The organism is Sulfurifustis variabilis, assembly GCF_002355415.1.
Classification (GTDB): Bacteria; Pseudomonadota; Gammaproteobacteria; order Acidiferrobacterales; family Sulfurifustaceae; genus Sulfurifustis; species Sulfurifustis variabilis.
On sequence record NZ_AP014936.1, the window covers coordinates 65,256 to 86,974 of the forward strand.

Consider the following 21,719-nt stretch of genomic DNA (forward strand, 5'->3'; position numbering starts at 1 on the left):
ATTTCCGCGCGTTTCAACCTCCCGCCCGACGGGGACCAAGCGGCGTGAACTATAGATACGACACGGGGCCGAACGGCCTCTACCGGCCGGACTTCGAGAAGGCCAGCTGCGGCTTCGGGCTCATCGCCCACATGGACGGCCGCGCGAGCCATTGGCTGGTGCAGACCGCCATCGCCTCGCTCGCCCGCCTCACCCATCGGGGAGCGGTCGCGGCCGACGGCAAGACCGGCGACGGCTGCGGCCTTCTCCTGAAGAAACCGGACGGATTCCTGCGCGCCGTCGCCGGCCAGCAGGGTCTGCAACTCGCCGACAGCTACGCGGTCGGCATGGTTTTCCTCAATCCGAACGCCAAGCTCGGCGCGTCCGCGCGCCGCCGGGTGGAGACCGAGCTGAAGCGGGAAGGGCTCGAGGTCGCCGGCTGGCGCGCGGTTCCGACCGACCCCAAGGCCTGCGGCGCAGAGGCGCTCAAGACCCTGCCGCACATCGCGCAGGTGTTCGTCAACGCCCCCCCGACGATGGACGAGGCCGCCTTCGAGCGGCGGCTCTACGTCGCGCGGCGACGGGCGGAGAAGGCCCTCGAGGCCTCGGACCCGGTGTTCTACATCCCGAGCCTCTCGGCCCGCGTCCTGAGCTACAAGGGGTTGATCATGCCGGCGAACCTGCCGGTGTTCTATCCCGACCTCGAGGACCCGCGGCTGGATTCGACGCTGTGCGTGTTCCATCAGCGCTTTTCGACCAACACCTGGCCGCAGTGGCGCCTCGCCCAGCCGTTCCGCTACCTGGCGCACAACGGCGAAATCAACACGGTGCAGGGAAATCGCTACTGGTCGCTCGCCCGCGGTCACAAGTTCCAGACGCCGCTCCTGCCCGACATGGCGGACGTCCGCCCGCTCGTGTCGATGACCGGCTCCGATTCGATGAGTCTCGACAACATGCTCGAGGCGCTGCTCGCCGGCGGCATGGACGTGTTCCGGGCGATGCGGGTGCTCATCCCGCCCGCTTGGCAGAACGTGGACAAGATGGACCGGGATCTGCAGGCGTTCTACAAGTACCATTCCAAGCACATGGAGCCCTGGGACGGGCCGGCGGGCATCGTGTTGACCGACGGCCGCCATGCGGCATGCGTCATGGACCGGAACGGGCTGCGCCCCGCCCGCTACGTGATCACGCGCGACCCGGCGCTGGGTGAGCCCGCCGACGGCGACTTCGCGAATTGCGTGATCACGCTGGCCTCCGAAATCGGCGTCTTCCCCTACGCCCCCGAGGAAGTGATCGCGAAGGGGCGTCTCAAGCCCGGCCAGATGATCGCCGCCGATACGGCGACCGGCACCCTGCTGCTGCCGGCCGACATCGACAACCTGCTCAAGGCCCGCAAGCCGTACAGGCGCTGGCTCAATGAGCACACGGTCCACCTGGAATCGAGTCTCGACGACGGCGGGCCGACGAGCCCGGCGATCGAGCCGGACCGGTTTCACGCGTACCAGAAGATGTACAACGTCAGTTTCGAGGAGCGCGACCAGATTCTGCGCGTGCTCGCCGAATCCGGCCAGGAGGCGGTGGGTTCGATGGGGGACGACACGCCGATGGCGGTCCTCTCGCACCACGTGCGCTCGCCCTACGACTACTTCCGGCAGCAGTTCGCCCAGGTGACGAACCCGCCGATCGACCCGCTGCGCGAGCAGATCGTGATGTCGCTCGAGACCTGCTTCGGGCGCGAGAAGAACCTCTTCGAGGAGACCGAATCGCACGCCCGGCGCGTGGTGGTCGACTCCCCCGTGCTTTCGGAGGGCAAGTTCCGCCGGCTGCTCGCGATCGAGGATCCCGGATACGCGCACGAATGGATCGGGCTGAACTACGAGGCCGCGATCGGGCTCCGGGCCGCGATCGAGGCCGTGTGCGAACGCGCGGTCGCGGCCGTGCGCGCGGGCAAGGTGATCATGGTGCTCTCCGACCGCGCCGTCGAGCCCGGAAAGCTTCCGATCCATGCGCTGCTCGCGGTCGGCGCGGTCCACCACCGGCTGATCCGCGAGGGCCTGCGCTGCGACGCGAATATCGTGATCGAGACGGCCACCGCGCGCGATCCGCATCACTACGCCTGCCTGATCGGCTACGGCGCGACCGCCGTGTTTCCGTACCTCGCCTACGAATGCGTGCGCGACCTCGTGCGCACGGGCGAGATACCGAAGGGCGACGTCGCCAAGCTCTGTCAGAACTACCGCAAGGGCATCATCAAGGGGCTCTTCAAGATCATCTCGAAGATGGGCATCTCGACCATCGCCAGCTATCGCGGGGCGCAGCTGTTCGAGGCCGTCGGCCTGCACCGCGACGTGGTCGCGCTCTGCTTCGAGGGTACGACGAGCCGCATCGAGGGCGCCCACTTCGACGACCTCGAGCGGGATCAGAAGCGGCTCGCCGACGACGCCTGGAATCCCCGTCGCGCGAACGCACAGGGCGGACTGCTCAAATACGTGCACGGCGGCGAGTACCACGCGTACAACCCGGACGTGATCCGCACCCTGCACGACGCCGTGCGGACGGGCGAATACGGGAAGTACCTCGAGTTCGCCCGCCTGGTGAACGAGCGCAAGCCCATGGTGTTGCGCGATCTGTTCACGCTGCGCAAGGACGTGAAGCCGATTCCGGTCGACGAGGTCGAGCCGATCGAAGCCATCACCAAGCGCTTCGACTCGGCCGGCATGTCGCTCGGCGCGCTCTCGCCCGAGGCGCACGAGGCGCTCGCCACCGCCATGAACCGGCTCGGCGGTCGCTCGAACTCCGGCGAGGGCGGCGAGGACCCGAGGCGGTACGGCACGGAGAAGACGTCGAAGATCAAGCAGGTGGCCTCGGGCCGGTTCGGCGTGACGCCCGCGTACCTCGTGAATGCCGAGGTGCTGCAGATCAAGATCTCCCAGGGCGCGAAGCCCGGCGAGGGCGGCCAGCTCCCCGGCCACAAGGTCAACGAGATGATCGCGAAGCTGCGCTACGCGCGGCCGGGCGTCGCGCTCATCTCGCCGCCGCCGCACCACGACATCTACTCGATCGAGGACCTCGCGCAGCTCATCTTCGATCTCAAGCAGGTGAACCCGAAGGCGCTGGTGTCGGTGAAGCTCGTCTCCGGTCCGGGCGTGGGCACGGTGGCCGCGGGCGTCGCCAAGGCGTACGCCGACCTCATCACGATCGCCGGCTACGACGGCGGCACCGGCGCGAGCCCGCTCACCTCCGTGAAATACGCGGGCACGCCCTGGGAGCTCGGCCTTCCGGAGACGCACCAGACGCTGCGCATGAACGACTTGCGCGAGCGCGTGCGGCTGCAGACGGACGGGGGCCTGAAGACGGGGCTCGACGTCGTCAAGGCGGCGATCCTCGGCGCGGAGAGCTTCGGCTTCGGCACCGCCCCGATGATCGCGCTCGGCTGCAAGTACCTGCGCATCTGCCACCTCAACAACTGCGCCACGGGCGTCGCGACACAGAACAACGTGCTGCGCGACAGGCACTTCATCGGCGAAGCGCAGATGGTCATGAACTACTTCCGCTTCGTGGCGCGCGAGACGCGCGAGTGGCTCGCGCGTCTCGGCGTCCGGAGCCTCGAGGCGCTGATCGGGCGCACCGATCTCCTCGAGACGCTGCCGGGCGACACGGACAAGCAGCGGCGACTCGATCTGGAATCCATCCTGTCCGACGCCGGCGTGCCGCGCGACAAGCCGCAGCATTGCCGCGTGCCGTTCAACGTTTCGTTCGACAAGGGCGAGCTCGCCGAGCAGATGGTGAAGGACGCGCTGCCCGCCATCGAGGCGATGACGGGCGGCGAGTTCCGCTACGAGGTCCGAAACTTCAACCGCTCGATCGGCGCGCGCGTTTCGGGCGAGATCGCCCGGCGCCACGGCGACCACGGGATGGCACAGGCGCCGATTTCGATCCGCCTGACCGGAACGGCCGGCCAGAGCTTCGGCGTCTGGAACGCCGGCGGCCTGCACCTCTATCTGGAAGGCGACGCGAACGACTACGTCGGCAAGGGCATGGCGGGCGGCAAGATCGTGATCCATCCGCCCAAGGCCTCGCGCTTCAAGAGCCAGGAAACGACCATCATCGGCAACACCTGCCTCTACGGGGCGACGGGCGGCAAGCTCTTCGCGGCCGGCCAGGCGGGCGAGCGCTTCGGCGTGCGCAACTCCGGGGCACTGGCGGTCGTCGAGGGCGTCGGCGACCACGGCTGCGAGTACATGACGGGTGGCGTCGTCGTCGTCCTCGGCCAGACCGGCCTCAACTTCGGCGCCGGCATGACCGGCGGCTTCGCCTACGTGCTCGATTCTGAGAACACCTTCGTCGATCGCTACAACCACGAGCTGATCGACATCCATCGCATCCATACCGAGGCGATGGAGGCGCACCGCAACTACCTGCGCACGCTGATCGGCGAGTTCGTGCAGGAGACCGGCAGCCGCTGGGGACGCACGATTCTCGAGAACTTCCCGGACCACGAGGGCCGGTTCTGGCTGATCAAGCCCAAGGCGACCGACCTCGAGAGCCTCCTGGAGACCCTGCGCCAGGCGGCGTAACCCACTTGCGCCCGGCGCACGGCCGGGCCCCACTCACGCTCATGCCGAACGTTTTTCAGTTCATCGAGGTGCCGCGCCAGGATCCGGAGAAGAAACCGGCGAACATCCGCATCCGCGAGCACAAGGAGATCTACGGGCACTTCGACCCGCAGGCCGCTGCCGCACAGGCGGCGCGCTGCCTGCATTGCGGCAATCCCTACTGCGAGTGGAAGTGCCCGGTGCACAACTACATACCGAACTGGCTGAAGCTCGTCAGCGAGGGCAACCTGTTCGAGGCCGCCGAGCTGTCCCACCGGACCAACTCGCTGCCCGAGGTGTGCGGGCGCGTGTGCCCGCAGGACCGGCTGTGCGAGGGGGCGTGCACGCTGAACGACGGGTTCGGCGCGGTCACCATCGGCGCGATCGAGCGCTACATCACCGACGAGGCGCTGAAGCAGGGCTGGCGCCCGGATCTCTCCCACGTCGTGAAGACGGACAAGCGCGTCGCCGTCGTCGGCGCGGGACCCGCCGGCCTCGGCTGCGCCGACGTGCTGGTGCGAAACGGCGTGCAGCCGGTCGTGTACGACCGCTACCCGGAGATCGGAGGCCTGCTCACCTTCGGCATCCCGCCCTTCAAGCTCGAAAAGGAGATCGTGCGCACGCGGCGCGCGCTCATGGAGGAGATGGGTGTTCGGTTCATGCTGAATACGGAGATCGGCCGGGACATCGCTTTCAAGCAGCTCGTCGACGAGTACGACGCGGTGTTCCTCGGCATGGGCGCCTACACCTATATGAAGGGTGGTTTTCCGGGCGAGGACCTGCCCGGCGTGCACGAGGCGCTGCCCTATCTCATCGCCAACATCCGGCGGCTGCTCGGTTTCGAGTCATCGGCTTCCGAGTACATCGACATGAAAGGCCAGCGGGTCGTGGTCCTCGGCGGCGGCGATACCGCGATGGACTGCAACCGTACGGCGATCCGACAGGGTGCGGCCTCGGTCACGTGCGCCTACCGCCGCGACGAGGCGAACATGCCCGGTTCCCGGCGCGAGGTGTGGAACGCCAAGGAGGAAGGCGTCCAGTTCCTGTGGAACCGCCAGCCGATCGAGATCGTGGGGAGCGGGAAGGTCGAAGGCGTGAAGGTGGTGACCACCGAGCTCGGTCCGCCCGATGCCCGCGGACGCCGCACGCCGCAGCCGATTCCCGGGAGCGAGGAGCTCATCCCCGCGGACCGCGTGATCGTCGCCTTCGGCTTCCGGCCCAGCCCCTCGTCGTGGTTCGCGGAGTTCGGAATCGGCACGGACGAGCGCGGCCGGGTGCGGGTCGCCAAGGACGCCGAGACCCGCTTCCAGACCGGTCACCCGAAGGTGTTTGCGGGCGGGGACATGGTGCGCGGGAGCGATCTCGTGGTCACCGCCGTGTTCGAGGGCCGCGAGGCGGCGGAAGGCATTCTCCGCTATCTCGGCCTCTGAGCCGGTGGCCGGGCTCAAGAACGATCGCTTCCTGCGGGCCCTGGCCCGCGACCCCGTCGACGTCACGCCGGTCTGGATCATGCGCCAGGCGGGGCGCTACCTGCCGGAGTACCGGGCCACCCGGGAAAAGGCCGGCGACTTCCGCGCGCTGTGCATGACGCCCGAACTCGCCTGCGAAGTCACGCTGCAGCCGCTCCGGCGCTTCCCGCTCGATGCCGCGATCCTCTTCTCCGATATTCTCACGGTGCCCGACGCCATGGGGCTCGGGCTCTATTTCACCGAGGGCGAGGGCCCGGGCTTCCGGCATCCCGTGCGCACCGAGGCCGACGTCGACCGTCTGGGGATTCCCGATCCCGAGGGCGAGCTGAAGTACGTGATCGACGCGGTGCGCCTCATCCGGCGGGAGCTCGCCGGCGCGGTACCCCTGATCGGCTTCGCCGGCAGCCCGTGGACGCTCGCCACTTATATGGTAGAGGGCGGGAGCAGCCGCGACTTCGGGCGCATCCGGCGCATGCTCTACCAGGATCCGGCGCTGTTGCATCGTCTCCTCGACAAGGTCGCGACCGCGGTGGCGCTGTATCTGAATGCGCAGATCGCGGCCGGCGCGCAGGCCGTCATGCTGTTCGATACCTGGGGCGGCGTGCTTTCCGCGCACGCGTACCGGGCGTTCTCCCTCGCCTACATGACGCGGATCGTGGCGGCGCTCACGCGCGAGCGCGAAGGCCGGCGGGTGCCCGCAATCCTCTTCACGAAGAACGGGGGCCTGTGGCTCGAGGCGATCGCCGACGCCGGTCCCGACGCCGTGGGCCTCGACTGGACCATCGATCTGGGCGAGGCACGCGCGCGCGTGGGCAAGCGCGTGGCGCTGCAGGGCAACATGGATCCGATGCTGCTCTACGCTTCCCCGGCGCGCATCCGGGAAGAGGTGGCGTTCCTCCTCGAACGCTTCGGCAAGGGAAGCGGCCACGTCTTCAACCTGGGGCACGGCGTCACGCCGGACGTCGATCCCGAACGGGTCGCGACGCTCGTCGCGGCCGTGCACGAGCTCAGCCGGTCGTATCACGTCGCCTGAGCCCCGACGCTTTGTGGGCGATTGCCCCGTTCCGTCGGCCGGCCGATAGACCCGCGACTACCCTCCTCTTAACATTGCCCGGGTCCTCCTCCTCGGGCCGGAGCACATGCGAATCGGCATTCCACGCGAGACGGCCGTCGGCGAGACCCGCGTTGCGGGCACGCCCGAGACGGTAAAAAAGCTCAGGGCGCTCGGGCTCGACGTGGTCGTCGAGCGGGAGGCGGGGCTCGCCTCGCATTTCACCGACGCGGCTTACCGCGACGCCGGCGCCGAGCTCGTTTCCGCCAGCGAGACCCTCGCGGCGGACATCGTCTTCAAGGTGCACAAGCCCACGTTCGAACAGATCCGGGGCATGCGCCGCGGAGCGACGCTCATCTGCCTGCTGGACATGTGCTACGACGACGGCACGTTCGACACGCTCGCCGCACAGGGTGTGGACAGCTTCGCGCTCGAGATGATGCCGCGGATCTCGCGCGCCCAGACCATGGACGTGCTGTCCTCGCAGGCGAACATCGCGGGCTACCGCGCGGTGCTGGAGGCGGCGCGGCTCTATGGTCGATTCTTTCCGCTCATGATGACCTCGGCCGGCTCCGCGAAGCCCGCGCGCGTCGTCGTGCTCGGCGCCGGCGTCGCGGGGTTGCAGGCGATCGCCACGGCGCGGCGGCTCGGCGCGCAGGTGTGGGCCTACGACGTGAGGCCTGAGGTGAAGGAGCAGGTGCAGTCGCTCGGCGCCCGTTTCATCGAGCTCGACGTGGGCGAGTCGGGCGCCGGTCATGGCGGCTACGCCAAGCCGCTCTCCGAAGAGGCGCAGCGCAAGGAGCAGGCGCTGCTCACCGAGGAGCTCAAGAAGGCCGACATCATCGTCTCGACCGCGCTCATACCGTGCCGCCCGGCTCCGGTGCTCATCACCGAGGACGCGATCAGGGGTATGCACGAGGGTGCGGTCGTCGTGGACATGGCGGCCGCCTCCGGCGGCAACTGCCCCCTCACCGAGCCGGACCGGATCGTCACGCGCCATGGCGTGATCCTCTGCGGAATCACGAACTTCCCCGCGCTCATGCCGAGCGACGCCAGCAACTTCTTCGCGCGCAACGTCTACAATTTCCTCGAGTTCATGCTCGAGCCCGGGGCGGAGGGCGTGCGATTCAAGGACTTCCTCGCCGACGACGTGACGAGCATGACGTTGATCACTTTCCAGGGGACGGTGCGCTTCGAGACGACCAAGATGGCGAAGAAGCGGCCCGCGGGGGCGTCGGCGTGAGCGAGCTGATGTTCGCGTTGTACGTCTTCGTCCTCGCCTGCTTCGTCGGCTACTGGGTCATCTGGGGCGTCACGCCGTCGCTGCACACGCCGCTCATCTCGCTCACCAACGCGATCTCCGGGATCGTCGTCGTCGGTGCGATCCTGGTGGCCGGTTTCGAGGGCGCCGGCACGGGCGTGGAGGCGCTCGGCTTCGTCGCCGTCGCGCTGGCCTCGATCAACATCTTCGGCGGCTTCGTCGTCACCACCCGGATGCTCGAGATGTTCCGCAAGAAAAAGAAGCCGCGCGAATGAGGCTGTCACCCGACCTCCTCGCGGCCGCGTACCTGGTGTCGGCGGTGCTGTTCATTCTCGGCCTGAAGGGGCTGACGCACCCGGCCTCCGCCTGGCGCGGCAACTTCTATGCGATCGCCGGAATGGCGATCGCGATCGGGGCGACCGTGCTGAGCCCGGCGGTGCGCTCCTACGCGCCGATCGCGGCGGGCGTCGCGGTCGGCGCGGTCATCGGTATTCCGGTCGCGCTCAGGATCCGGATGACGGCGATGCCGCAGCTGGTCGCGCTGCTGCACAGCTTCGTCGGTCTCACCGCCGTGCTCGTCGCCTTCGGGACGTTCCTCACCCACGGCGGCCCGGGTGTCGATCGTGTCCTGCGCCTCGAGCTGTTCGCGGGAGTCTTCATCGGCGCGGTCACGTTCACCGGCTCGCTCGTCGCGTTCGCCAAGCTCCAGGCGCTCGTGAGCGGTCGACCGCTCGTGTTCGCGGGTCAGCACTCGCTCAATCTGGGTCTTGCGCTCGCGATGCTCGCCATCGGAGCCTACTTCGTCTGGCAGGGTTGGCTGCCGGCGCTCGTCGCCGTGGCCGTCGTCGCGTTGCTGCTGGGCGTGCTCCTGATCGTGCCGATCGGTGGCGCCGACATGCCGGTGGTCGTCTCGATGCTCAACTCCTACTCCGGCTGGGCCGCCGCCGCGACCGGCTTCACGCTCGGCAACAGCCTTCTCATCATCACGGGCGCCCTCGTCGGCTTCTCCGGAGCGATCCTGTCGTACATCATGTCTCGCGCGATGAACCGTTCCATCGTCAGCATCGTGCTCGGCGGTTTCGGCGGCGGAGCCGAAGCGGAGGCGACGGCGGCGGCCGGCGACCGGAACATCAAGACAGCGGCCGTCGAAGACGCCGTGTTCCTGATGAACAACGCGTCGGGCGTGGTCGTCGTGCCGGGCTACGGGATGGCGGTCGCGCAGGCGCAGCACGCGCTGAAGGAGCTGATGGAAATCCTCGTCGCGCGCGGCGTCAACGTGCGCTTCGCGATTCACCCGGTGGCCGGGCGCATGCCGGGCCACATGAACGTCCTGCTCGCCGAGGCCGATGTGCCTTACGAGCGGGTCGTCGAAATGGACGAGATCAATCCGGACTTCGCCACGACGGACGTCGTGCTCGTCGTCGGCGCCAACGACGTGACCAATCCGGCGGCGAAAAACGACCGTAGCAGTCCGATCTACGGGATGCCGATTCTCGAGGTGCACAAGGCGCGGCACGTGTTCTTCATCAAGCGCAGCATGCGGCCGGGGTACTCCGGCGTGGAAAATCAGCTCTTCTACCAGGACAACTGTTCGCTCGTCTTCGGAGACGCGAAGAAGGTCTGCGAGCGGATGGTGCTCGAGCTCAAGGCGACGGGCTGAATCGGTGCGTGGCGAGGCCGACTGCCCGTTCGAGAAGCCGATCCTCTCCGGCCAATGCGCCTGCGAGCTCGCCGCGCGCTCGACCTTCGGCGAGCAGCTTCGGGTCCGCTGCCGCTCGGCGCTCGCCTGCACGAACTGCCAGACTCTGCTGGCGCTCCTGCGCGAACGCGCCCGCTTCGCCCTGAAGCTCCCCGATCCGTTCGCCCCGATTCCGTTCGGCAAGGAAATGCGGCTCATGGTCGGCGGCCTGACCGGACTCCAGGAGGCGATTCACGGCGACTCGGGCGATCGGACGGTGGTTGCCGACGTGCACCGCCTCGTGCAGGACGCGCAGTCGCGCTACGGCGGCCTCGCGCAACTGCCGTTTCACGAGATCGTGAAGTCCATCGCCGCGTTCCAGTCCCGGCGACACAGGCCACGCGGGTAACGGGTAGTGAGACAACGGCTGCGATTCCACCGGTAAGCCACTGATCGGCCGCCTCTCGCGGCGCGCTGCGCCGGGCTCCGGTTGTTATTTGAGGGGTCGCGCGATAAATTGCCGCAACAAAGGAGAGTACCCGCGCCGCCCCCTCGGCGCAGGTGGTCAATTCCGAGGAAGACAACAACCAAGCGATCCCACCGGGTATCGCACGTCACTTGTCGTGCGATCGGGGAGGATAGAGGTTTGACGCGCACGACCGACGTGGAACCAGGTCGCACGGATTCCGCGCTGCTTTCCGTTCTCGCCGGGCTCAAAGACACGCCTCTCGGCGCGGTGATCTACGACCAGCTCAGCCGGCTGCTCGAGGAGCAGGAGTCGGCGCAGCGCTCGATCGATCGCGCGTACACCATGCTGCTGCGGGTGCTGCTCGACACGTACGCACGCAACCCGAGCCTCGAACAGGTCAATCGGATCAACAGCACGCTCGGCGAACTGCGCGCGGTGCTGAGCGTCCCCTCGCCGGCGCCGTCCCTGCCGCCGGCCGTGGAGGAACCGGCTCCCGTTTACGGGCGACCGGAAACGTCGCGGCACCCGGAAGAGCCGGGAAACGCGGACTTGGAGCTCGATCTCAACCAGGTGCTCGAGCAGCTGCTTCGCGGGCTTCCACAGGATGCCGGGGCCCCGGACGCCGGCCGGGCGGAAGCCGCGGCGCCGCCAACGGTCCCCGAGGATGCGGCCGGGCAGGCGACGGCGCGCTCGCCGTTGCCGGCGACCATTCCGGACGGGGGTCTTCCCGAACCGCCCGCGATCGGACAGGCCGAGCGGCGCGTCAACTCCGCCTACCGGCTGCACCTCGACCGCAAGCGCGACGAGATCGCGAAGCTGCAGGAGGCTTTCGCGCAGAACGTGTCCGAGGCGATCACGCAGAACCGCGAGTTCGGCGCGCTGCTGCAGATCGAGCTCAATGCCCTGCAGCAGGCGGACGGGGCGCAGGAGATCGAAACGCTGCGGCAAATCCTCATCGGCGGCATCGAAGAGCTGATCCAGGGCCAGCGCGCGCTGGACACGAAGCTGCACCGCACCAGTGGCTACCTCGACCTCATCAAGTCCGACAGCGAACGGCTGCGCGACGAGCTGAACAAGGTCAGGCTCCTTTCGCTGACGGACGAATTCACCGGGCTCCCGAACAGGCGCGCGTTCATGCGGCGCCTGCAGGACGAAATCGGCCGCGCGCAGCGCTACGGCTCGCCGCTCGCGCTCGCGCTCCTCGACCTGGACGAATTCAAGGCGGTCAACGACGTCTACGGCCACGCCGCCGGCGACGAGGTGTTGCGCGCCTACGCCGCGAACGTGCTGTCCATACTGCGGCATCACGATCTGGTCGCGCGCTACGGCGGAGAGGAGTTCGCGGTGCTCCTGCCCAATACCGCGCTTCAGGGCGCGATCGCCGCGCTGAGCAAGGCCAAGGCCCGGGCCCAGGAGGTGAGCTGCACGTTCGACGGCAAGCCGCTGCGCGTGCCCACGTTCTCCGCGGGCCTCACGCTTTACGTTCACGGGGACCCGTATACGACCCTGATCGACCGCGCCGACCGCGCGCTCTATCGCGCCAAGCGCCTCGGCCGTAATCGCATCGAGGTGGAATTGGCCGCCGAGAGCGCAGCGCCAGCGCCCGGCCGCGCCGGCGATACCCTTCCTCCCTAGGGCGCGTCGGCGCGGCGTTCGCGCGGTTCAGCCCGGCACGTTTTCGTCCATCACGCGGCGGGCCCAGTCCAGCACCGCGCGCAACCGGTCCCCCAGCAGGGCGTGCGCCGCGGGATACGGGAGCCAGCGGAACTCATGGTGCTCGGGCCGGCGCAGAACCGGATTGATGCCGAGGCGAACGTCGGTCGACGGCGAAAGCGCCACGTAGTAGCGGGCGATCTTCCCGCCGGCGTACGGTTCGGTCTCGACGTAGCGCTCGCCCCAGGGCCACTCGAGGGTCGCAAGACCGGCCTCTTCCGCCACCTCGCGGCGGGCGGCCTCCCAGGGCGTTTCGCCCTCTTCGACGCGGCCTTTCGGGAAGTCCCAGTAGTTGTACGCGCGCAGCAGCAGGTACCGGCGATGCTCGCCCTGGCCGTGCACGACGACGGCACCGGCCGAGAGCCTGGGTTGCGTTCTGCGCCTCACCAAAAAAACGGGGCGGCGCGCCGCCCCGCACGCTCGCTGCCCGCGATTTCAACCCCAGGTATCGGCCGTGATGCTGTCGTACCACCCCATGGCGTACTTCGCCTCATCCTGCCGAAAGCCGGCGTCGGCGTCTTTCGGGCTGACGCCCCCCGCACCTTCCACCTCGGTGATCCCCTTTTCGGTGATCTTGTAGACGCCCGCGACCGAGATCCCGTACTTCGGTCCGATCAGGCTGTAGCACGTGTTGACGTACGAGCTGTCGGCGACGGGCTGGCCGCGCAGGGCCGCCACGACGGCGGCGGCCGCGATCTTGCCTTCGCTGTTCGCCGCAAAGCCCGATTTCGGAAGGCCGCCGGCGATCGCGCTGTCGCCGATGACGTGGATGCCCGGGTGCATCTTGGACTCGAACGTCTTGAAGTCGATCGGGCAGAACCCCTTTTCGTCGGCCAGGCCGGCATCGAGCGCGATCTTTCCCGCCGCCTGCGGCGGGATGATGTTCGCGACCGCCGCCTTGTGCTTGTCGAGCTCGGTATCGACGATCATCTTCTTCGGGTCCACGCTCCGCACCGCGCCGCCCTTGCCCGCCGCCACCCACTCGATCATCCCCGGGTAAATCTTGTTCCACCCCTCCATGAACAAGCCCTGCTTGGAGAACTGGTCCTTGCTGTCGAGGATGAGGACCTTCGACTTGGGTTTGTGCTGCTTGAGGTAGTGCGCGATCATGCTGGCGCGCTCGTACGGTCCCGGGGGGCAGCGGAAGGGATTGGGCGGCGAGGCGATCACGACGACGCCCCCGTCCTTCATCGCGTCGAGCTTCTTCTTGAGGAGCACCGTCTGCGGGCCGGCTTTCCAGGCGTGCGGCATGACCTCGGCCGCCTTCTCGTCGTAGCCCTTGATCGCGTTCCACTTGAGGCTGATGCCGGGCGACACCACCAGCCGGTCGTAGCTCAGCGATTTGCCGCCCTTGAGCGTCAGACGCTTCGCGGACGGATCGATCTTGGTCACGGTGTCGTGGATCACCTGGACGCCGTGATCCTTGCGCAGCGCGTCGAAGCCGTGCGTGATGGAACTCATCGAGCGCAGGCCGCCGAGGACGAGGTTGCTGAACGGGCAGGTGACGAACGCCTTGTTCTTTTCGACGAGGGTGACATTGACGCCCGGATCGATCATGCGGATGTACTTGGCGCACGTTGCGCCGCCGAATCCTCCGCCGATCACGATCACCCGTGCGCCCTGCGCGCCCCGGCTCGCGCCGGCGTATCCGAGCAGGCCAAGCGCCGATGCCGCGCCCGCGCCGCCGACGAGCTTGATGAAGCCTCTGCGTGTGATTCCGCTCATGTGCGTCCCCTTCAGCGTTTGTTCAGGCCGGCGATGTACCGCGCGATCGCCTCGATCTCGGGCTCGGAGTATCCCTTGGCGTGACGGCCCATCACGGTCGACGGCTCGTCGCCCGATTTGAACCCCTTCATGAGCGCGACGATCTTGTCCGCGGAGTGCTGATGAAGACTGGGGATCGTTCCGGGGCTGCGTCCCTGCGGGCCATGGCACGCGAAACAGTTGCGCGCCATGTTCGCGGCGGCTTCGTTGCTGATGCCGCCGTCCTGTTGGGCTTGAACGGCGAGCGGGACGAGACAGAGTAGCGTGAGGCCCACCAGGGGCCGGGTGACGAACTGCATGCGACACCTCCTCGCGTGAAGTGGTGCTCCGTTATTGATTGTTGTACGACCCGTTATTGCCTCGCCGACATTGCGGCTACCGGGCGCGCTGCAGAATGACGTCCGCTATCTAACTCCTTTGCCGGCGGACCGGCAAGCGCGGTCGCCGGGTTTTGCGTCACGCATCGCGACGACGCGGTGGCGCCAACGCGGGGGTTCCTCCGTACCGGCAGACGAGAAAGCCGACCGCCGCGCACGTGAGGCCGAACGGCAGGTAGCCGGCATACCCGAGAAGCGGCATTTCGAAGACGGGCAGACCATGCACGAGGGGCACGCTGTAGACCCAATGCGCCAGGCTGCGCCAGTTCCACATCTCCCAGAAGAACCCGCAGAGCAGTGCGGCGAGCGCCGGCTGCCATACCGCTCGCCAGTCGCCGCGGGCCACGCCCGAGAGTACGTGCGGTTCGTGCTTCAGGGCCTGCAGCGAGCTCAGTACCAGCACCGGCGCCATCCAGACCACGGGGTAGAGATACTGCGGCCAGAGGCCGACGCCGAGGAGACCGAAACACCCGAGCGCGAGCCCGGACGGGGCGAGGATCCGGGCTGCGGGTAATCGCATGCGCGGCAATCCGACGAAGGCCGCGTCGAGACGGGAAAACGACGCGAGCCACTCCGAGGTCCCGAGCACGGCCGGAAGGACGGTCGCGAACGGGAGTGTCGCCTGTACGAGATATTCGAGCGGCTCGAGTGCCCCGACACCGGCGTAATGCCAGTTGCGAACGTACCGGTTCAGGTATTCGAAGTACCACCAGAACGCCGCACTGACGGGAAAGAGGGCGAGGAAGCAGCCGGGCCGGTCCCGCATGATGCAATGTCCGGTGCGCCGGTACGTGAGGGCGTTGACGGTAAGGATGTAGCCGATCCAGAGCGGAGTGAACGTGTAGGGCTGCAGGCCGGAGAACCACGCAAACCGGTTCCACGCGAGTACCCATGCGATCGCCGTGATGGCCACCCCGAGCCAACCCCACCACGGGAAGGGGCGTTCGGGTCGCGCGCTCTCCCGGGCGGGCGCCCGAAACGCGCGCAGGGCGAAGGGCGAAATCACGGCCAGCACGAAGACGCCGAGGAGCACGAAAGCAGGCCAGTGGAAGTCCCCCGGCCCGGCCGGCTCCGTCTGCGGCGGAAACCGGAGATAGGGCTCGAGGGGCCGGCCGGCGAGCCACGCACCGAGGAGCGGCAGGGCTCCCGCGAGGACGAGAAAGAGCGCGATGAGGGCGAGCGCGGCCAGGTTCGTCAGCGCACCTCGGCCAAGAGGCGATCGAGCATGCGCTCGGCCTGGCCGAGATAACCGCCGCCAAAGAGGTTCACGTGATTGAGCACGTGATACAGGTTGTAGAGCACCCGGCGCACCGCGTAGCCGGGGTCGAGCGGCCAGGCCTCGCGATAGGCGTCATAGAAGACGGTCGGGAAGCCGCCGAACAGCTCGGTCATGGCCAGATCCGTCTCGCGATCGCCGAAGTACACGGCGGGATCGAAGATCACGGGCTCACCCCCCGTCGCCGCCGCGTTGCCCGCCCACAGGTCGCCATGGAGCAGGGAGGCGGCCGGCCGATGACCGCCGAGCAGGCGGTCGAGGCGGTGTGCCAGCCTTTCCCCCTTGGCCGTAACGCGAGGTCCATAGCTATTTCGGCCGGCGAGCTCGAGCTGGAAGCCGAGTCGCCGGACGCGCCAGAACTCGACCCAGTCGTCCGTCGGCGTATTCGGCTGCGGGGTCGAGCCGAGGGTGTTGTCGCGGTTCCAGCCGAATTGCGATCGGGTGACCCGATGGAGGGCCGCGAGCGCTCGCCCCAGGCGTTCCGGCGCAGCCCCCTCCAGGGGCTCGAGGTCCAGGTACTCGAGAACGAGAAAAGACCGGTCCCCGTCGACACCGTGGCAGACGGGTTCCGGAACCCGAACCGCTCGAGCGCGGCGAAGTTCTTCCAACGCCTCGGCTTCCGCGGCGAACATCGCCGATCTTGCGGCGTTATTCGTCTTCACGAAAAAGCGCCGGTCCTTGTCGGCGAGAAGGACCGCGCTGTTGATGCAGCCGCCCCCTACCGCCTGGGACGACCGAACCTGGAAAGGGGCGCCCGTGGCCCGGGAAATCGCGGCGGCTACCGCCGCCCAGTCGTCTGGCATTGCTGCAATGGCTTCTGGACCGGAGCACGAATGGTAAGGCGCACCCGCCAGTCCGGCCAGATCAAGGCAGGTCGATCCGCAAACCTTTGAAAATGCGGGCGCATCGCCTGTCTCTGCTTACGATCTCCGCGCGAGGCTGGCATCCCATTTGCACATAGTTACGAAGGACAGACGAGCCCACGACTCGCAGGGGACCCAGAAGCGGGGTCGAAAACGGCCCCCGCACGCCAAGAAATGCTCCTCAACCGGTTCTCCATGCGGTTCAGCATGGTGGTCACGATCGTGGCCATGGGCGCGCTCGCCATCGGCCTCGTGCTCGTCACCGCCAGCATCTACCGCGAGCACGCCATTGAAAACGAGCGCGCCGCGCTGGTCGAGCAGATCCGCATCCGCCTCAACGACACGCGCACCCATCTCGACAACGAATCCCGGGGCCTGGCCATGTCCGCGGCCGACCACCCCCGTCTGGCCAAGGCGCTCGCGTCCCGGGACGCGAGCGTGCTCGGCGAAGTGCTGGCCGGTGTCTTCCGTTACAACGCGGTTCTCAACGGCGAGATCCGCCCTGTCGAGCTCCACGTCTACGACGCCGACCTGAAACCGATTGCCGGCCGGCTGCCCGGAGGCGTCGCGCCGGCCCGCGCCGCGCTCTGCGAGCACCTGGTCGGCGTCGCCCGGCGCCGTCAGGGCGCGGGCAGGCTGCTGTCGGGCAACTGCCTCGTCCAGGATCGAATCTACTACAGTGCCATCTTGCCGCTGGGGCAGCCGACGGCCGGTTACCTTCAGGTCGTGGTCGATCTGTTCAAGAACCTCGTGGACATGGAGTCGGCGACCGGGATGCCGCTTCGGCTGTCGATGACCGACGGCACGTCGCTGTACGAGTCGCCCCGTTGGCCGGACCCGAACGCGATGGAGCGCACGCTCGTCGCACAGTACGCGCTCAACGCCTACACCGACAGCAAGACCTACGTGGTCGTGGCCATGGCGCGCGACGAGCAGGACTTCTACGCCACGCTCGCGCAGACGCGCAATGCCGTGATCGGCGTCGCCGCGAGCGTGATGCTGCTCTTCGTCCTCGTCGCCCTCGCGCTCCTCGAGAAGACGGCGATCGCGCCGCTGCGCGCCTTGACCGACCAGCTGCGGCTCGTGCGCCAGGACGAAAGCCACCTCGGCAAACGGGTCGAGGTGAGCGGCAACGCCGAGGTCGTCGAGCTCGCGCGGGATTTCAACGAAATGACCACGAAGCTCGAGGAGCTCTACGCCAACCTCGAGCGCATGGCCTTTACGGATCCGCTCACCCAACTCCCGAACCGCACCCTGTTTCACGACCGGCTGCAGCAGACGATCAACGCCGCCCGCCGCGAAGCCAAGTCCTTCGCCCTGTTCATCATGGACCTGGACCGCTTCAAGGACATCAACGACACGCTGGGGCACCACATCGGCGACCGGCTGCTCCAGCAGGTCGCGCTGCGCTTGCGCGGAAAGCTGCGTGAATCGGACACCGTGGCGCGCATGGGCGGGGACGAGTTCGCGATCCTTCTGCCGACCGTGAACGGCAAGCACGCGGACATGGCGGCGCGCATGCTGCTGCAGACGCTGCGCGCCCCGTTCCAGATCGACGACCACAACCTCGATGTCGGCACCAGCATCGGCATCGCGCTGTACCCCGACCACGGGATCGATGCGCACACGCTCACGCAGCGTGCGGACGTCGCGATGTATGCCGCAAAGAACGCGGGCTGCGGGCACGCGTTCTACGACTCGCGCATGGATCACCATCATCCGACACGCCTTGCGCTCATGGGCGAGCTGCGCCAGGCGGTCGAGCAGGAACAGTTCGTGCTGTACTACCAGCCGATCGTGCGTCTCGAAACCGACCGCGTAACCAGCGTCGAGGCGCTCGTGCGCTGGCGCCACCCGAGCGGCGAGCTGATGCTGCCGGAGCGTTTTCTGCCGCTGCTGGAGCAGACCGGCCTCGTGCGCAGCCTGACCCGGTGGGTGGTCCACGAGACGCTGCGAACGGCCGCCGACCTCCGCGCCCGGGGGCTTGCGGTGCCCATCGGCATCAACCTCTCGGTGCGCGACCTCCAGGACCCGTATCTCGCCGAGGAGTTCGCGGAGCAGCTCGCCGTACACCAGGCCTCGCCGTCCTGGATCGAGCTCGAAGTGACCGAGAGCGCGCTGCTCGCGGAGGCGCGCACCTCGCTCGAGCTGCTGCCGAGGCTGTCGGCGATGGGCTTTCGCATTCTGATCGACGACTTCGGCACGGGCTATTCATCGCTCGCCTCGCTCAAGAAACTGCCGTTTGCCGCGATCAAGGTCGACCGTTCCTTCATCGCCGGCCTGCTTCGCGACGAGAATGACGCGACGATCGTCCGGACCAGCATAGACCTCGCGCACAACCTCGGCCTCGAGGTCGTGGCCGAAGGGGTCGACGACGGGGACGCGCTGGCGCGGTTGCGCAACCGCGCGTGCGACTGCGTGCAGGGCATTTACATCAGCCGGCCGCTGCTGGCCGATGAGCTGATCGAATGGCTGGCGAAGTCCACATGGGGCCTCAGCCCGGACGCCGTCGGTTCCTCCTGAAGCACCGGGCGGCCCCGATCTTCGGGCTGGCGCGGCAGCCGGACACGCCAACCCCGCGTTACCCTCCCCGTGCGTCCGAAAACCCATTGACATTGCATCCGAGTTCCCTTTCGGATTTATGCACACGTGTCAAAAAACGCAGATCTGGCCGGAACTTTCCCTGCGCACGTCTTCAATCTTCGCGGCGGACATCCTATGTCCATGTTTTAACTCAGCTATCCAACGCGATTATCTTTTAGTCAAAGAAGCGGCGGTACGACGCTTTCCGGCACATCCTGGTTTTCGGAGAAGATCATCAACAGCCTTATCCACAGTTTTTGTTGATAACCACGGTGTTCTTGTTCAACAACCAGTTAGCCGCTGAAGCTACCGAAAGCCATAACGTGGATCATGTGTTTCACATGCCCCGGCACCGGCAAGGGCCTGTGATAAAGTCGCCGCATGTCCGAGACGCCGCGCATTGTGCAGGTGGCAGTGCCCGCGCCGCTTCGACGTACCTTCGACTATCTCCCTCCGTCTTCCGGCGACCCCCGCCCGGGCGTGCGCGTGCGTGTGCCCCTCGGGCGCGGCCGGGCAGTCGTGGGCGTCGTGACGGGCACTGCCACCGCGTCATCAGTACCGACGGCCCGTCTCAAAGCGGTGTTGGGCGTCCTCGATGAGGAACCGCTGCTGCCTCCGGAAGTGATGGATCTCCTGACCTGGGCCGCCGATTACTACCACCACCCGATCGGCGAGGTCATGCAATCCGCCCTGCCGGTCCGCCTGAGGGGCGACCGGCCTGCGAGCGCCGCGGGGGATAGCGTGTGGGCGATTACCGCAGCCGGCCGCGCAGTGAACGAGGCGAGCCTCAACCGCACACCGCTTCGCCTGCGGCTTCTCTCCGCACTGAAAAAGGAAGAGCAAGGACTCACTGCAGACGAACTCGTCCGGATCTCCGCGCGGTGGCAGGCAGGCATGAAGGCCCTCGTCGCCGCCGGATGGGTAGCACGCCGCGAGCGCGACTGCCTCGCTCCCGTTCCGCGCACCCTCCTGCCTCCACCGGCCCTGAATGCCGCGCAGGCCGATGCCGTCCGGGCCGTTCTCGCATCGCGGGCATTTCGGGTTTTCCTGCTGCACGGGGTCACCGGGAGCGGCAAGACCGAGGTTTACCTGCGCGCCATCGAAGCGGTCCTGGCGACGGGCCGCCAGACGCTCGTTCTGGTCCCGGAAATCGCGCTGACACCGCAGCTCGTGGACCGCTTCCGCTCCCGGTTCGGCGTAGCGATCGCGGTGCTGCACTCGGGGCTATCGGATGGCGAACGGGCGTGTGGCTGGCTCAGCGCGCGGGCAGGCAAAGCCGCGATCGTGCTCGGCACGCGTTCGGCCGTTTTCACGCCCCTGCCGCGACTGGGGCTCATCGTGGTGGACGAAGAGCACGACGGCTCGTACAAACAGCAGGACGGGTTCCGTTACTCGGGGCGCGACGTCGCGGTCATGCGCGCCCGCCGATCGGGGGTGCCCATCGTCCTCGGGTCCGCGACGCCCTCGCTGGAAAGCCTTTACCAGGTGCAGCGGGGCCGCTATGCGTACCTGTCGCTGCCGGACCGTGCCGGGGCGGCGAACCCCCCGGCGCTGGATCTCCTCGACATGCGACGCCTCGCGCCCGACGAGAGCCTTTCCCGCCCCCTTCGCCAGGCGATCGGCGAATGCCTGGCTCGAAGGGAGCAGGCGATGCTCTTCCTCAACCGCCGCGGCTTCGCGCCCGTCTGGTTCTGTCCCGACTGCGGTTGGCTCGCGCCCTGCTCGCGATGCGACGCGCGCCTGACCCTGCATCGCGCGAGCGCACGGCTGCGCTGTCATCACTGCGGGGCGGAAGGGCCCGTGCCGAAGCACTGCCCGGCTTGCGGGAGCGAACGACTCCGGGCGCTCGGCGAGGGCACGGAGCGGGTGGAGGGTGCGCTGCAACGGATGTTCCCCGAGGCGCGCATCGTGCGCATCGATCGCGACACCACGCGACGCAAGGGTTCGCTCGAATCGGCGTTTGCGCGCGTGCGTGCCGGCGAGGCCGACATCCTGGTGGGGACCCAGATGCTCGCCAAGGGTCACGATTTTCCGAACGTCACGCTGGTCGGCGTCATCAACGCCGACCAGGGCCTCTACAGCGTCGATTTCCGCGCGGGTGAGCGGCTGTTCCAGCAGATCGTCCAGGTCAGCGGGCGCGCGGGTCGGGCCGAAAAGCCGGGACGGGTGCTCATCCAGACCTACCATCCCGACCACGGGCTCTTCGGCGCGCTTCGGCTGGGTGATTACCGGCAGTTCGCGGACGACGCCCTCTTGGAGCGGCGCGAAGCGGGCTACCCGCCGTTCAGCTTCCTCGCGCTCCTGCGGGCCGAGTCGTCCTCGCCGGGGGGCGCACTCAAGTTCCTGGGCCTGGCGCGCTCGCTCGCCGAACGTTGCCCGCGCGCCGAGCTCGAGATCATGGATCCCGTGCCCTCGCCGATGGAGCGCCGGGCCGGGCGCCATCGCGCGCAGCTTCTGGTGCAGTCCCGCAGGCGGGCGCCGCTGCACGCGTTTCTGCGCGAGTGGTTGTCCCTTCTGGAGGAGGCAAGGGAGGCGCGGCGCGTGCGCTGGTCGCTGGACGTGGACCCCGCGGACTTGTACTGAGGGCGGTCCGCCCGACCTGACGTAGTCCTCCAAAAGGGGCCGATCGCACCCTTTGAAG

General features: G+C 67.8%; 15 protein-coding genes. 10 read left to right on the forward strand and 5 right to left on the reverse strand.

The genetic code is table 11. From position 1 onward, the window contains the following. Nucleotides 1-44: 44 nt before the first annotated feature. The 8 genes from gltB (at nucleotide 45) to SVA_RS00320 (ending at nucleotide 12,137) form a co-directional block, all read left to right on the forward strand. On the forward strand, nucleotides 45-4,556 hold the full coding sequence (gene gltB, locus SVA_RS00285; RefSeq protein ID WP_096457131.1) for a glutamate synthase large subunit: 4,512 nt from the start codon (nucleotides 45-47) through the stop codon (nucleotides 4,554-4,556). A gap of 41 nt (nucleotides 4,557-4,597) precedes the next feature. Beyond that, the gene (locus tag SVA_RS00290) at nucleotides 4,598-6,004 is read left to right on the forward strand and encodes an FAD-dependent oxidoreductase (RefSeq protein WP_096457134.1); all 1,407 of its coding nucleotides are present in this window, start codon (nucleotides 4,598-4,600) and stop codon (nucleotides 6,002-6,004) included. 4 nt (nucleotides 6,005-6,008) lie between these two features. Beyond that, nucleotides 6,009-7,076 (forward strand): uroporphyrinogen decarboxylase, encoded by a 1,068-nt coding sequence (gene hemE / locus SVA_RS00295; protein WP_096457137.1) that lies wholly within the window; start codon nucleotides 6,009-6,011, stop codon nucleotides 7,074-7,076. 106 nt (nucleotides 7,077-7,182) lie between these two features. Beyond that, entirely contained in the window at nucleotides 7,183-8,337 is a 1,155-nt protein-coding gene (locus SVA_RS00300) for a Re/Si-specific NAD(P)(+) transhydrogenase subunit alpha (RefSeq protein ID WP_096457140.1), read from the forward strand. Nucleotides 8,338-8,345: 8 nt separating this feature from the next. Beyond that, nucleotides 8,346-8,630, forward strand: coding sequence for a proton-translocating transhydrogenase family protein (locus SVA_RS00305; RefSeq protein ID WP_096462756.1), 285 nt, complete (start codon nucleotides 8,346-8,348; stop codon nucleotides 8,628-8,630). Continuing rightward, entirely contained in the window at nucleotides 8,627-10,015 is a 1,389-nt protein-coding gene (locus tag SVA_RS00310; RefSeq protein WP_096457143.1) for an NAD(P)(+) transhydrogenase (Re/Si-specific) subunit beta, read from the forward strand. The genes SVA_RS00305 and SVA_RS00310 overlap by 4 nt, the downstream gene beginning before the upstream one ends. A gap of 4 nt (nucleotides 10,016-10,019) precedes the next feature. Beyond that, complete coding sequence (locus SVA_RS00315; protein ID WP_096457147.1) at nucleotides 10,020-10,442, forward strand: hypothetical protein; 423 nt, start codon at nucleotides 10,020-10,022, stop codon at nucleotides 10,440-10,442. 237 nt (nucleotides 10,443-10,679) lie between these two features. Continuing rightward, nucleotides 10,680-12,137, forward strand: coding sequence for a GGDEF domain-containing protein (locus SVA_RS00320; RefSeq protein WP_096457150.1), 1,458 nt, complete (start codon nucleotides 10,680-10,682; stop codon nucleotides 12,135-12,137). Between the two features lie 27 nt (nucleotides 12,138-12,164). Here the strand turns inward: SVA_RS00320 and SVA_RS00325 are convergent, their stop codons facing one another. The 5 genes from SVA_RS00325 to SVA_RS00345 all read right to left on the reverse strand — a co-directional run bounded on the left by SVA_RS00325 (nucleotide 12,165) and on the right by SVA_RS00345 (nucleotide 16,435). Beyond that, nucleotides 12,165-12,602 carry an NUDIX domain-containing protein gene (locus tag SVA_RS00325; RefSeq protein ID WP_096462757.1) on the reverse strand — a complete coding sequence of 146 codons (438 nt, stop codon included), beginning with the start codon at nucleotides 12,600-12,602 and terminating at the stop codon, nucleotides 12,165-12,167. Between the two features lie 48 nt (nucleotides 12,603-12,650). Further along, complete coding sequence (locus SVA_RS00330) at nucleotides 12,651-13,940, reverse strand: NAD(P)/FAD-dependent oxidoreductase (RefSeq protein ID WP_096457153.1); 1,290 nt, start codon at nucleotides 13,938-13,940, stop codon at nucleotides 12,651-12,653. Between the two features lie 11 nt (nucleotides 13,941-13,951). Further along, nucleotides 13,952-14,278, reverse strand: coding sequence for a c-type cytochrome (locus tag SVA_RS00335; protein WP_096457156.1), 327 nt, complete (start codon nucleotides 14,276-14,278; stop codon nucleotides 13,952-13,954). A 157-nt stretch (nucleotides 14,279-14,435) separates the two neighbouring features. Beyond that, nucleotides 14,436-15,389 (reverse strand): hypothetical protein, encoded by a 954-nt coding sequence (locus SVA_RS00340; protein WP_096457159.1) that lies wholly within the window; start codon nucleotides 15,387-15,389, stop codon nucleotides 14,436-14,438. A gap of 161 nt (nucleotides 15,390-15,550) precedes the next feature. Continuing rightward, nucleotides 15,551-16,435, reverse strand: a complete 885-nt coding sequence (locus SVA_RS00345; RefSeq protein WP_096457162.1) for a fructosamine kinase family protein — start codon at nucleotides 16,433-16,435, stop codon at nucleotides 15,551-15,553. 234 nt (nucleotides 16,436-16,669) lie between these two features. On the opposite strand from SVA_RS00345, the gene SVA_RS00350 reads away from it, so the two are divergent. Both SVA_RS00350 and SVA_RS00355 read left to right on the forward strand, forming a co-directional pair. Further along, nucleotides 16,670-19,018 (forward strand): putative bifunctional diguanylate cyclase/phosphodiesterase, encoded by a 2,349-nt coding sequence (locus SVA_RS00350; RefSeq protein WP_096457165.1) that lies wholly within the window; start codon nucleotides 16,670-16,672, stop codon nucleotides 19,016-19,018. A gap of 441 nt (nucleotides 19,019-19,459) precedes the next feature. After that, a complete protein-coding gene (locus SVA_RS00355) occupies nucleotides 19,460-21,661 on the forward strand; it encodes a primosomal protein N' (protein WP_096457168.1) in 2,202 nt (733 codons plus the stop codon). Nucleotides 21,662-21,719 lie beyond the last annotated feature (58 nt).